Below are 12,735 nucleotides of genomic sequence, written 5' to 3' on the forward strand. Positions count from 1 at the left end.
CGCAGCCGGGTCAGGGCCTCCTCGCCGCTGGCCGCGGCATCCACGCGCAGCCCGAGGCTGGTGAGGATGGCCGCGAGGGTCTCGCGGGCGCTGGCGTTGTCGTCCACCACCAGCAGCCGTAGCTCACCCAGCGCGCTGAGGCCGATGGGCGGGCGCGCGTGCGCGCCCTGCTGCTGACCGAACTGGACCGTGAAGTGGAAGCTGCTGCCGACGCCGGGCGTGCTCTCGACCCAGATCGCTCCGCCCATCAGCTCGGTCAGACGTTTGCAGATGGCCAGCCCCAACCCGGTGCCGCCAAAGCGGCGCGTGGTGGAGGCATCGGCCTGGCTGAAGGACTGAAACAGCTTGGCTTGCTGCTCGACGCTGAGACCAATGCCGGTATCGCGCACGAAGAACTGCAGCCGGCAGGTCTCGGCGTCCTGCTCGAGCACCTCGGCGCCGATGACGATCTCGCCGCGCTTGGTGAACTTCACGGCGTTGTTGCTGAGGTTGGTCAGGATCTGACCCAGACGCAGCGGATCGCCCACCAGTGCCACCGGCAGATCGACGGGCAGGTCGAAGATGAGCTCCAGGCCCTTCTCCTCAGCCTTCAGACCGATCACCGCCGAGAGATTGCCGAGGACGTCCTCGAGGCTGAAGTCGATGCGCTCGATGGCGAGCTTGCCGGCCTCGATCTTGGAGAAGTCGAGAATGTCGTTGAGGATGCCGAGCAGGGCGTCGGCGGAGCGGCCGACCTTTTCGATGTAGTTGCGCTGGCGCTCATCGAGCGGGGTCTGCAACGCCAGATACGTCATGCCGATGATGGCATTCATGGGCGTGCGGATCTCGTGGCTCATGTTGGCCAGGAATTCCGATTTGGCCCGGTTTGCGGACTCGGCGACGTGCGTGGCCTGTGCCAATTCGGTGGTGCGCGCTTCCACCAGGTTTTCGAGTTGCTGTTGGTGTTGGCGCAGGGCCTGCTCGGCCTGCTTGCGCTGCCGGTTTTGGTAGGTGAGCGCCAGCAGCAAGGCCGATAGCACCAGGATGATCGCCACCGCGGCGAGGACGAAGTCACGGTATTCGCTCCAGAGCGTGCGCGGGCGATGGAGGAAGAGCGTATCGGCTGGCAACTTGGCGGGGTCCGCCCCCCAGCGTTGCAGTTGCGTCCAGTCGAACATCGGCTGGGGCGGCACCCTGAGGCTGGCGTCACCGCCTGCGGGTGGGGGTGCGCCGCGCAGCAGGTCAAAGCCGACTTCGCCGGCGCGCCGGCCTACCGCGGCCGACATGACGACGGAGCCACCTAGCAGGCCCGCCTCGATGTGGACGTCAAACAGACCCAGCGCCGGCACATTGGCCCGTCTGGCCACAGCGGCGGCCACCTCAACCGGGACGAAAGGGCGCCCGGTGCTGTCCTGGAAATAGTCTGCCAGCAGGACCAGCGTGTCGGGGGGCAGCGTGGCAATCCGCTGCAGCATGGCTTCGTAGGGCAAGGCGGCGGTGTCTTCGATCTCCAGGTCGCGTTGCAAGGTGGTCAAGGCCTGAGCCAGCTGGGCGGGCAAGTCTGCCTGGGTGCGCCCCACCCCCGCCACCAACACCAGTCGGCGGGTGCGGGGAAACAGATCGAGCCCGTAGCGCAGCGTGCCGGCCAGGTCGTAACGGTTGCTCACATTCAGGATCGGGTGGCGCCTGTTCTGCCAGGCGACTTCCGGGTTCGCGATCAGCGTGGCCACCACCGGCTGACCGGGCGACAGGAGCCTGTTGCCGACCTGGGCCAGGAAATCCAGCGCCGCCTGGTTTTGTGCCAGCACCAGGCCGATGTGCTTGCTGGCGTACTTCTGTTGCATCAGGGTGGCCAAGGCAGCCACGGCAGACTGGTCGAGGCGGCTGAGATCCAGGTGCTCGACGTAGATGTTCCTGTTGGAGACCCCTTTGGCCTTGAGGGCGGCCACCGCGCCATCGATCAGGGCCGAGGTCACTGGCAAGCCATTCTGCGAGCCCGAGACAATCAGCACCACGGGCTCTTGCTGCGGCTGAGGGGTGGCGACGAGCGGTGGGCTGGCCGCGCCTGCCTGAGTCGGGAGCATGCTCCCCAGGAGGCTCGCCAGCAGCATCAGCCGCACTGCCCAGAGCCGGTGCCGACCGAAGCCGGGAGAGGTGTCACTGAGAGTGGGATGGAACAGCATGAGGGACCCTGACGATCAGTTGGGATCTCCCTGCGACCCAGGGTGCTCACCACGGCCAGTCGAAGGCTGCAATCGCTCCTTTAAGCCACCGATTACTTGCCGTGCTCTTGGAAGCGCAACCTGGCCTTGAGTATGAACAAAGCCGGATTGCTGCCATGTCTGACTGTAGACGAGATGCCGGTGTGTTGCCAGCGCCGCTGTTGCCCACGACAAGGGACGCGCGAGGAGCCGGCGGCATCCGCCTCAGGAGAGGCCGGGGCATCACCCTGCGCGGCAGCTGGTTGCTGGCCGAGGCCGAGGCCATCCTCTACACTGGCTCGCTGATGGCCGAGACCGTACTGCAATGGGCTTCATCCGAGTCCGGAACCAACCCTATGTGGATCGAAGACACTGACCGCTATCGCCTCACGCGCCAGGGACGCTATCTGTCGGCCGTCTTCAAGCGCCCGCATCGCGTGCTTAGCACCTGCCGGCTCAACGGCGGACTGCGCGAGGATCTGACCCATGTCGCCAACCATCAGAGCTGCGAGGGCGTGGCCCATGTGGTGCGCGAGGCAGCAAACGCCGGGCATGGTCTGGATGAGTACCATCGCGCCGCCTGCGCGGTCGGTGGATTGCCGCCCGAGTCAACCGCGCTCATGGCCACAGCCGCCAACATGCAGTGCGCGGTGCTGGCGCGGGCCGAACACGCTGATCTGGCCGTCTCGGTCGTGGCCACGGCCGGGGTGCTCGGCAACGCGACCCGCGCCGGTGATCCGGCCGGCTGGCACGAGCAACGCGGCGGCAGTCGACCGGTCGAGCGAGACGAGGGCAAGGCTGGAGCGGCGACCGTCTGCAAGCGAGGGCCGTCGAACCCTGAACGAACCGCCTGCGCTCTGCCTGCGCCACCCGAGGCCGGTGCCGGAACCATCGTCACCCTGGTCTTCATCAACCAGCCCTGTACCCCGGCCTGTCTGGTGCGCGCCGCGACCCTGGCCACCGAGGGCAAGAGCGCGGCGGTGCTGGATCTGCGCATGCCGAGCCTGCAATCGGCGCGACTGGCCACAGGCACGGGCACGGATCAACTGGCCATCGCCGCCCCGCTGGTCCGCGCCGATGCGGGAGACTGGGAGCGTCACTGGGCCGGCAGTCACAACACCCTGGGTGAGCTGGTCGGACGCGCAACCCATGAGGCGGTGACCCGCTGTCTGCTGTTGCAGAACGGCGTCTGCGCCGAACTGCGCCGCACCCTCTGTGCTGCGCTCGGGCGTCATGGCTGCGACGAGTCGACCCTGCGCGAACTGGCGCGCACCGAACTCGATCCGCCCGATGCCAACTGTTTCGAGCACAACCTCAAGGCACTCATCCATGACCCGCTGACCGCGGCGGCCGCCTATGGGTTGGCCGAGATCCTCGACCTGGTCGATGTCGGCGTACTGCACGCCGAGGTTGCGCGTGAGTCGATCCTCAATCAAGCCTCACTGCTGGCCGCCGCCGTGGCCGTCAAGCCCGACGACTTCGCCTATTTCCGCGACGTCCTCCAGCCATGCGTGAATCTGGCGCCCGGACGGCTGGCGGCGCTGGCCGTGGTCCGGGGTTTCGAGCACAAATGGACCTCGCGTCGATGACTGAACCGCTGATCCTGATTCTCGGTGCCTGTCTGCTCGATGCGCTCATCGGCGATCCCGTCTACCGGCTGCATCCGATCCGGGTCATCGGGCACTGGATACGCGTCTGCGAGCGCGCGCTCTTTGCGCTGGGTCTCGACGGCCGGTTTGGCGGGATGCTCCACTGGGTGCTGGTGGTCGGCGCGGCGCTTGGGGTCTGGTTCGGCATGCGTCTCGGACTCGACACCATCCATCCCTGGCTGGCCTTCGGCTGGGATCTGTTCATCGCCTACAGTCTGCTCTGCACCCGCGAACTGCTGGAGCAGGGCTGGCGCATTCTGCACGACCTCGACGATCTGCCGGCCGCGCGCCGGCGGCTGTCGCTGCTGGCCGGACGCGATACAGCGCCACTCCAGCGCGATGGCGTGGTGCGTGCCACGCTCGAAAGTCTTTCCGAGAGTCTGACCGATGGCGTGCTCACCCCGCTGTGGGCGTTCTGTCTGTTCGGTCTGCCCGGACTGATCCTGGTCAAGGCGATCTCGACGCTCGACTCCATGGTCGGCTACAAGAACGAGCGCTATGCGCGCTTCGGCTGGGCCGGGGCACGCAGCGACGATCTGATCCACTGGCTGCCGGCGCGACTTTCGGTGCCGTTGCTCGCGCTCGCCGCCTTGCTGTTACGCGAACATCCCCGTCTCGCTTTCAGCGCCGCCTGGCGCTATCATGCCCTGCTGCCGAGCCCCAACTCCGGCTGGAGCGAGGCGGCCTGCGCCGGGGCGCTGCGGGTGCGCTTGATCGGGCCGGTCTGGCACCAGGGGCGTCTCGTCACTGACGTCTATATGGGCGATCCGGACTGGCCGGCCGATCTCGACGCCGGGGATCTGAGCCGGGGACTGTGGTTGATCCTGACGACCTGTCTGTTGGCGCTGGCGGTCGGTCTGGGGATGCATCGCCTGATCTAGGGAGACACTGAACAGGCCCGCCCATGTTCCACCAACCGCACATCGCCCTCGTCACCGGCGCGACGATGGCCAAGCCGGATCCCGAAACCCATCTGCTCGTCGACGCCCTCGCGCAGCTTGGCCTCGGCGCTGACGTGCTGCCTTGGAACAGTGCACAGGACTGGGCCGCTTACCCCCTCGTGGTGGTGCGCACACCCTGGGACTATTTCCGCCACCTCGACGCATTCATGGCCTGGACCATGCGTACCAGCGCCCTGACCCAGCTCGTCAACCCTACGGCGGTGATCGCCTGGAACAGCCACAAGTGCTACCTGCGCGAACTCGCGGCTGGCGGCATCGCCACCGTGCCTACGCTGTGGTTCGAACGCGGTGCCCCCACCCCCTGTGCGCGGCTGACCACACAGGGCTGGGACGTGGTGGTGGTCAAGCCTGCGGTGTCGATCGGTGCTATCGGCGCCCTGCGCTCCAAGGCCGCCGATCCCGCCTGCTGCGCGCATCTGGAGCATCTGGTCGCAGCCGGCGACGTCATGGTCCAGCCCTTCGTGCGCAGCATCGTTGAGGCGGGCGAGGTATCGCTGATCTACTTCGGTGGGGTCTTTTCCCACGCCATTTGCAAACGCCCTGCCGCCGGTGACTACCGTGTGCAGGACATGTACGGCGGCTCGGTGCATGCGCATACGCCGACCGCGGCCGAGCGCAGCCTGGCCGAGGCCGTGCTCGAGCATGCACCCGCAGCGACCACCTATGCCCGGGTCGACCTGGTGCGCCACGAGGGCCGGCCGGTGCTGATGGAACTGGAGGCGATCGAGCCCGAACTGTTCCTCGGCGCAACGCCGGATGCGGCAGCGAACTTCGCCGCCGAACTGGCACGCCAGCTGGCAGCGGCACAGGGACAAAGATAGGCGGGAGACGGGCGCACCGAGCGATCGGCCGTCGCCAGCACCGGCGCTAGCGGACTCGGCGTACATCGGCAGCCCGGCCTTCGGCGTGCGCCCCGTCGCTGAGGCCTGCAAGCTCGACGTCGACCAAGCACAGGGGACACGGCTGGCCGTGTCCGCTACGGCCTACCCAGGTTGACGTAGCCGGTGATTTCGCCATCGCCCGAGAGTCCGAAGCCCAAGAAGAACGGCCCTAGCCAGGTGTCCGCCCCGAAGAAGAGACTGCTGCCATAACGGGTCTCGCTGGGGTTGAGCTGTTCGATCACGTCCCATTGCCGTCCCACCTCCAGCGAGCCGCCCAGATAGAGGCCCTTGCCGAGCGGCGGGGGCAGCGTGCTGAGCCGATGGTAGTAGACCAGGCTGCCAAACGCGTACTTGTTGCCGCGAAACTGCTCGTTGGGGTAGCCCGAGAGCTTGAGGAAGCCACCGAGCGGAAACTGATCGTAGTAGGGCATCTCGTCACCGAACGCGGTCCCACCACGCAGGCTCGCAACCAGGGTGTTGGGCCCGCTGCTGCGCGCCTTACTCACATCGATCTCGGCCCTGATGTATTCCTCGTCCGCCCCAAGCGCCTCGGTCGGCGCGAACAGGTCGACCAGGGCGAAGCTGCCGCTGCGCGGGATGCCGCCGCTGTCACGGGTATCATGGAGCAGTCGGGCGCGGAAGCCCGACTCTGTGTTGTGTGCTTCTGGCACCAGCGGCGAGCCGGTGTCCACGTCGGCATCGACCTCGCCGAAGAGGAGGCCGAGTCGCAGCTCGGCGAAGCGGCCGAAGGTGGTGCCCAGGTCAACGCCGACGCGGTGGCGCGTGATGTCGTAGCGGGCCACCCGATCGTCACCCAGGAACACGCTGAGCGGCGCCTTGCCCAGGTCGATGTAAGGGGCGACGAAGCCGGTACGTGCGGCATCGAAGGGTTGGTAGAACTCCGAATAGAGCTCAGGCTCGTTACCCAGGTAGATCTGCGTCAGCCACTCGCCGCCCAGGTCGTTGATCCAGGTCTGGCGGTAGCTCGCGCGCAGTCCAAAGCGGTTGTCGCCCTGGAAATCGCTGTTGAGGCCGAGGCCGAAGCTCAGGTAGCCCGGGCCCCAGGCCTTCTCGACGGCGTCGACGATGAGCACGTTTCGTCCACCCTCGCGCGCTGTGCGGTAGTTGACGCGCTCGAAGTCTCCCCGCCCGTAGAGACGGCTAAGGTCGCTCTCGAGCTGGGAGCGGTCGAGCGGCTTGCCCTTGTGTTCGTCCACCACCGACTCGAAAAGATCCGGATGGACCCGGTCCAAACCGACGATGCGAACCTCGTCGATGTGCTCAATGGACTGGCGGCTACGCGCGACCGATGCTCGCCAGGTGGCGTAGGCGGCCGGACTCACCCCGAGGCCGGCGAGTTGGTCTGCGACCTGGCGGGCGGCCTCGACGCCGGTCGCGATCGCCTCCGGCCCGCGGCTGAAGTCACCAGGGCCGATGTCGCCGAGCTGGGGCGTTACCAGGACATCGCGCCGAGCGTCGATCTCGGCAAGGGAGCGCGCCTCGTTCTGAGCGAACACAAAGTTGATCATCTGCCCGATACTGCCGAGAACCGAGCTGAGCTGCTCGCGGCTCGGCGGGTTGGAGTCGAGCTTGACCACGATGAGTCGGTCGACGCCCATCGCACGAGCGATGTCGACGGGAAGGTTGCGCACCAGTCCACCGTCGACGTAGATCCGATCATCCAACTCCAAGGGCGCGAAGACGCCTGGCACCGCCATGCTCGCGCGCATGGCGAAGGGTAGCGGCCCGCGGTCGAAGACGACCATTTCGCCGGTCTCGAGGTCAGTGGCAACGGCCCGAAACGGGATCGGTAGCTGATCGAAGTGCGCGACCCCCTCCGCCCCGGCGGTCAGGTCACTCAGGTACAGAAGGACCTCCTGCCCCGAGATGGCACCCTTGGGCAGGCGCAGCGCCCCATCGCGCCGACCGATGCTGAAGCCGAAGGTCGGATTCAGGCTTTGTTCCTTGCGTCGCATGGGCCACTCGGCCCGCGGGGGGTCGTCGTCGAAGAGCTGGTTCCAGTCGACCGACGTGACCGCCTGCTCCATCTCGGCGGCGCTCAGGCCGGCCGCGTAGCCCCCGCCCACCAGCGCGCCCATGCTGGTGCCGGCGATGGCGTCGATCGGCACCCGCAGCTCCTCAAGGACTTTGAGAACCCCGATGTGGGCCGAGCCCTTGGCCCCGCCGCCGGCCAGCACGAGGCCGACACGGGGGCGCGAGGCCTCATCCGCCACCGCAGAAAACGCGGCGACCATGCAGAGCGTGACAATGACGAGCTTCATGGTTTTTCCTGTGTTCGTTCTGCAGCGGACGCCAGGCGCGTATCCGACATCGCATAAAGCGGGGCACGAAGCGTGCGGATGAGCCCAGGATGAATGAAACTGGAGCAAACGGGAATGGCAAAGGGCCTCAAATGACCCAAGGCAATAGTCCGCCATCTGAAGCTACTGGTACCCTAACGGCTGGATCGCGCGCTGTTCCCAGCGCTGAGCATCTTCGGCTTTGGTTCCTGCTGGTGTTCCTGGCCATCAGCATCATCACGACCTGGTGCGCCACCAAGCGGCTCGGTCCGGAGATCAGAAGGGCCAGGGCGCACTCGCGCTCAGGCCTTCGAGCGCTCGGCTCGTACCGAAGACCGCCAAGGCCAGGAGCAGGACACCGAAGAGGCGCTCGATGAGGCCGGTGTGGCGCTCGAGCCGCGGTAACAGCCCGGCTTGGACGATCACCAACACCAGGGTCGCATACCACAGGGCGTCGATGCCACCGACGGTCAGTACCAGCACCAGCTTCGCGGCCAGCCCCTGATCGGCGGTGGTGAAAGGCGCGAACAAGGCCAACATGAACACCGCAAGCTTCGGGTTGAGGAAGGCGATCAGGAAGCCCTCCCGAGCCGGTGAGCCGTGATGAGCCGGCCGCGCCTGTTCCTGGCTAACGCCGGCGCTGCTCGATCGATGGCCCAAGGCGCCATAGGCCAGGTAACCGAGATAGCCCGCCGCACCCAGTTGCATCAGGGCGAAGAGCAAGGGCGAGGCGGCAACCATCGCCGCCAGCCCGGCCACCGTGAGCAGGGCGTAAAGACCCACGGCGAGCCCATGGGCGAGGCTGGCGGCAAGGCCCGCCGCGCGACCGCCGCGCATCAGGTTGCCGAGCACCACGGCCAGGCTGGGCCCGGGCGTCATGGCGCCGAGTAGACAGAGCAGGGTGAGCGAGAGCCAGGCTTCTAGGGTCATTTCATCGTGGGCATCAGCCACCGCCGCACTGGCGCGACGAGGCGCTGATGCGTCACCATCGCGTGGCGCGCGGCGAGCCTATTTGAACAGGGCCTCGGCTGCCTGAAGGCGGTTCTGCGTGTCGGCCGCCTCGGCGGAGCCATCCCGGGGTTGGTCCGGGCTTGGTCGCAACGCCGGATCGAAGTGCTCGCAGAAGTTGGCGCGCGTCTTGTCAGCCACCGGCTCGGCGAGGGGCTCGAGGCAATCGTTGGGCCGGCCGCGCTGATAGAGGCGACAGTTTCGGCAGCAGCGTGTGGCCTTGCCGCAGCTCAGGCAGAGATTCTCGCGGCTGTAATCGGCCTTCGTCAGGCTGGCGCCGCAATGCCAGCACTGACCGACAACATCGTTAGCCATCAAACGACCTGGGAGCGCGCAGCGACGGCTTGCAAGATAGAGCGTTTGACCAGGGAGGTCAACGGCGCAATCGGTAGCGACGATGGCCATCCGGTGCGAAAACCATTAGCCGCCGAGGACCGACCGCCGCAACCCGCGCGCGAGCCGCCAAGGCACGCCTACAGACGATGATGCCAGGTCGATACACTGATCAGAGGAGGTCTAGCGAGATGCGAAGGTTCACGCGGTCGGGCGAGGCGGCAGGATAGAGCCTACACTTGCTCGAACAGAGCATTCATCGACTCGATAACTCCTTGCCACAGCCCTTGTTAATGGAACGCCGTCGCGCATCGCCCTTGCGGTTCATGCAGTCTCGCCCGCACTCCTACCTGACTGCAGGCGTGTTACTGGTCCTGCTCCTGAGCATTGGCGCGACTGCCCCTGCCAGTCCCACCGACTTGCTGCAACGTGCGCAGACACACGACATCTGGATGCGCACGCACCACATGCCAGCCGGCGGTGTCATGGCCGCCCAGTTCACCGATGCCAGCTACAGCGAGATCGCCCTCTATGGCGGGCGACGCGATCCTGCAATCTGGACCGGCGCCTACCTGGCCGCCCAAGCATTGCGTCTCATGGAAACCGGCGATTCGGATGCCGCGACACGATTGGCCGCAGTGGTCCAGACCCTGCATGACTGGTGGCGGATCTCTGGGGATACGGGCTATCTCGCTCGCTTCGCCGCTCCTGCCGATAGCGCAGCAACGATCCTGGCAACGCTCCCGGCAGACGACCCGGAAGTCATTCGCGACGTGCCCTACGACGGTGAGCTCTGGCACTGGCGCGGCCGCGTCAGCCGCGATCAGTACCAGGGCGTGCTGCTGGGCATGTCGCTGGCCTATGAGGCCACCGCAGACGCGGCCATTCGTCAGCGCATCCGCGAGGATGTCACGGCCTTCGTCGAGCGGCTGATGCAGGAAGAAGAAAGGCGCGTGAAGGTCGTCATCAATGACTCTGCAAACTTCTCGGTCGACCTGAGGCTGCGGCACGCCGTCTACACGGATGACGAGACGCCCAGCGGCATTCCCGTGATCAACATCACCACCGATCCGGTCAGCGCTGAGGGCTCCGGCATGCTGGTGTTCTGGCCAAATCCCAGCGAATACCTCAGAGAGATACCGGGGCTCTGGTGGTTGCCGGACATCGAGCTCCCCACGCAGGCGATCCAGCTCGCCGGCGCATTCCGCGTCGCGCTGCAGGTGACCCAAGGTGTGCCGGGCTACGAAGCCCGTCATGCCGCGCTGCGGGCGCACTATGAGGAGAACGTCGAGGCTTGGCTCGACATGGCTGCCGACTGGGAGAACACGAACCAATGCGGCGACAGCTACTATGGACTCAACATCGCCTTTTTGCCGCTGTTCAATTGGGTACGACTCGAGGACGACATGCTGCGCCGAGGGCGCCTGCAACGCGAGGTATTGCGCGATGCGCTCTGGTCGGAGGTCGCTGATCACAAGAACGTGCTCTTCGCCTTGCTCTACGCATCGCAGGCCGCCCCCGAAGACGCCATCGATGACCTGATCAACGCCCATCTGGCGCAGCTGGCGCGCTTTCCGGACGCACCGCAGCTCGATCTACCCTTCGATCTGCGCTCGAAGTATGCCGAAGATCCGAACTGCCCGGGTCTCTCGTCCGTGGCGACGGACGTCGATGAACGCCCGGGGGCAACCTACATCTGGGAGCGCCACCCCTGGCAGCTGGTTGATTCGGGAACGCCCAATCTGGTCTTTGCCGGCGTGGATTACCTGCTGGCCTATTGGCTTGGGCGCCATGCGGGATTCCTCTGCGAGGCCGACGAGCTGACCCTCACAGCAGTCACAGTCGACGGCAGTCGAAGGCATGTCGCCTGTCGTGATCTCAGGGCCGGTCCCGATGTGACCGTCAGCTCGACCGGTGATCTGGCTTTGCGGGCAGGCCGGCAGATCCAGTTGCTTCCGGGCTTTCGGGTCGAGGCAGGCGGGCTGTTGCAAGCGAGCATCGACCCGACGCTTGCGTCCCGTCCCCTCACGGGAGCGCCTTTGTCGCTCCCCACCCACGCCAGAACTTCAAGCCAGGCGCCGGCACCGCGGTCCGAGGCCCGCGGCCAAACCGCTGGGGCGCTGTCCCCTCCGATGCCGGCACCCGGTGCTGAGGCACTCACCTGGAGCATGCTTCCAGCCGAGCTGCAGGAGCAGCTGCTTGCCCATGACGCCAAGATCCACGATGCACAGCGGGACAGTACGGGCGACATCATCGTCTTTGCCACCGAGGCCCCGCTGGCTTGGGAAGACACCAACGGCCAGAGTGACATCTATCTCTACGCAGTGGCCAGCGAGCGCCTTCACCTGGTCAGCCTGGCTCTGGACGGATACGCCGGCAACGGGTCCAGCGATGAACCCAGGCTCGATGGGCTTGGTCAACAGCTGCTGTTTCGATCCACCGCAACGAACCTCGTCGTCGGTGCTCAGAATGACTTCGCCCAGCTCTACCAGCACGACCTCGGTATAGGGAGCACGACACGGCTCACCCAGACCGCTCGCGGCGAGCCCGGTACGGGCAACAGCGGCCAGGCGATCCTGGCCGGGACTTGGGCAATCTTTCACACGGAGGCCGCGAATCTTGCTGCGGCCGGACCGGGTCTGTATCGACAACAGTTGTCCGACGCAAGTCGTCAGCCGGTCGGGCTCGATGAATGGGGCCTACCAGACCCGGCCGCCAGCCGCCCTGCTGCGGACTCGGCTGGAGCCGAGATTGCCTATCAGCGTCCTGAGCCCAACGGCATGCGTCAAATCTATCTGACGGACGCGGTACAGGCCGAGCGGCTAAGCCTGACCAGCGACCCGGTGCTCGGACAGCTCGATCACTGCTGCGCGGCCCTGAGTCGCGACGGAGGGCTCCTTGCCTATCGTGAACAGACGAGCCAAGGCCAGGCCTGGCTGCATGTATACCATCGCAACCAAGGCAGCTATTACCGCCTGCCTTGGCCTCGAGACGAGACGCTGCAAAGCCAGGCCCCGGTCTTCAACCATGATGGCAGTGAGCTCTGGTGGCTGAATCCCGAACAAGGACCTGGTCTGCCCGAGGTCTTGCATTGGATGAAAAATCCCTTTGGCACAGCTGAAAACCGGCCCAGTGATGGATCGGCCATAGTCAAGGTGAAAGCGGCTTGAAACCGCTTTTTCCGCTGAAAGCCGGTGCTCGCCTTCAGCGCTGATCGACGTGCAGACGCGGTTGGATCACCGATCCGTTTCATCACCCCCCGTTCGGCTTCGTCCTATGAACTCGCCCGGCTCGCGGTGCGCGTGGGTGATCATCTGCACGCTCAAGGCCGGCGGCATCTGAATGCTAAGGAACGCGCCCAAAACAAGGTGAACACTGTAGGGCGGATAAGCGAAGCGCATCCGCCGTTGTGGCCTGTGGCG

Annotated in this window: 9 protein-coding genes; 4 read left to right on the top strand and 5 right to left on the bottom strand. The window is 66.0% G+C overall.

The features are described 5' to 3' along the window. On the bottom strand, window positions 1-1,955 hold a 1,955-nt coding region (locus F2Q65_RS18505), incomplete at its 3' end, for an ATP-binding protein (RefSeq protein WP_246156370.1). Window positions 1,956-2,536: 581 nt separating this feature from the next. Between F2Q65_RS18505 and F2Q65_RS18510 the strand changes: the two genes are divergently transcribed. The 3 genes from F2Q65_RS18510 to F2Q65_RS18520 are packed head-to-tail and all read left to right on the top strand — an operon-like array spanning window position 2,537 to window position 5,612. Next, window positions 2,537-3,769, top strand: a complete 1,233-nt coding sequence (locus tag F2Q65_RS18510) for an adenosylcobinamide amidohydrolase (protein ID WP_150094883.1) — start codon at window positions 2,537-2,539, stop codon at window positions 3,767-3,769. Further along, a complete protein-coding gene (gene cbiB, locus F2Q65_RS18515) occupies window positions 3,766-4,710 on the top strand; it encodes an adenosylcobinamide-phosphate synthase CbiB (protein ID WP_150094878.1) in 945 nt (314 codons plus the stop codon). Before F2Q65_RS18510 ends, cbiB begins: the two co-directional genes overlap by 4 nt. A gap of 23 nt (window positions 4,711-4,733) precedes the next feature. Further along, a complete protein-coding gene (locus tag F2Q65_RS18520; RefSeq protein WP_150094879.1) occupies window positions 4,734-5,612 on the top strand; it encodes an ATP-grasp domain-containing protein in 879 nt (292 codons plus the stop codon). Window positions 5,613-5,767: 155 nt separating this feature from the next. Here F2Q65_RS18520 and F2Q65_RS18525 read toward each other — a convergent pair whose 3' ends face one another. From F2Q65_RS18525 to F2Q65_RS18535, 3 genes are all read right to left on the bottom strand, one after another. After that, the gene (locus F2Q65_RS18525) at window positions 5,768-7,954 is read right to left on the bottom strand and encodes a patatin-like phospholipase family protein (RefSeq protein WP_150094880.1); all 2,187 of its coding nucleotides are present in this window, start codon (window positions 7,952-7,954) and stop codon (window positions 5,768-5,770) included. A gap of 294 nt (window positions 7,955-8,248) precedes the next feature. After that, window positions 8,249-8,902, bottom strand: a complete 654-nt coding sequence (locus F2Q65_RS18530; protein ID WP_150094881.1) for a LysE family translocator — start codon at window positions 8,900-8,902, stop codon at window positions 8,249-8,251. A gap of 78 nt (window positions 8,903-8,980) precedes the next feature. Further along, the gene (locus F2Q65_RS18535; protein ID WP_246156366.1) at window positions 8,981-9,385 is read right to left on the bottom strand and encodes a hypothetical protein; all 405 of its coding nucleotides are present in this window, start codon (window positions 9,383-9,385) and stop codon (window positions 8,981-8,983) included. A 167-nt stretch (window positions 9,386-9,552) separates the two neighbouring features. On the opposite strand from F2Q65_RS18535, the gene F2Q65_RS18540 reads away from it, so the two are divergent. Beyond that, window positions 9,553-12,483, top strand: coding sequence for a hypothetical protein (locus F2Q65_RS18540; RefSeq protein ID WP_150094882.1), 2,931 nt, complete (start codon window positions 9,553-9,555; stop codon window positions 12,481-12,483). Between the two features lie 66 nt (window positions 12,484-12,549). Here the strand turns inward: F2Q65_RS18540 and F2Q65_RS19785 are convergent. Further along, window positions 12,550-12,735, bottom strand: a 186-nt coding sequence (locus tag F2Q65_RS19785) for a hypothetical protein (protein ID WP_211354102.1), incomplete at its 5' end; no start/stop codon positions are given.

This window comes from Thiohalocapsa marina (assembly GCF_008632335.1).
GTDB classification, from domain to species: domain Bacteria; phylum Pseudomonadota; class Gammaproteobacteria; order Chromatiales; family Chromatiaceae; genus Thiohalocapsa; species Thiohalocapsa marina.

What these genes read in the sequence shown, in the direction of transcription:
- F2Q65_RS18535 (WP_246156366.1), bottom strand. Translation starts at nt 9,385, where the DNA reads ATGGCCATCGTCGCTACCGATTGCGCCGTTGACCTCCCTGGTCAAACG.
- F2Q65_RS18525 (WP_150094880.1), bottom strand. Translation starts at nt 7,954, where the DNA reads ATGAAGCTCGTCATTGTCACGCTCTGCATGGTCGCCGCGTTTTCTGCG.
- F2Q65_RS18530 (WP_150094881.1), bottom strand. Translation starts at nt 8,902, where the DNA reads ATGACCCTAGAAGCCTGGCTCTCGCTCACCCTGCTCTGTCTACTCGGC.
- F2Q65_RS18510 (WP_150094883.1), top strand. Translation starts at nt 2,537, where the DNA reads ATGTGGATCGAAGACACTGACCGCTATCGCCTCACGCGCCAGGGACGC.
- cbiB (WP_150094878.1), top strand. Translation starts at nt 3,766, where the DNA reads ATGACTGAACCGCTGATCCTGATTCTCGGTGCCTGTCTGCTCGATGCG.
- F2Q65_RS18520 (WP_150094879.1), top strand. Translation starts at nt 4,734, where the DNA reads ATGTTCCACCAACCGCACATCGCCCTCGTCACCGGCGCGACGATGGCC.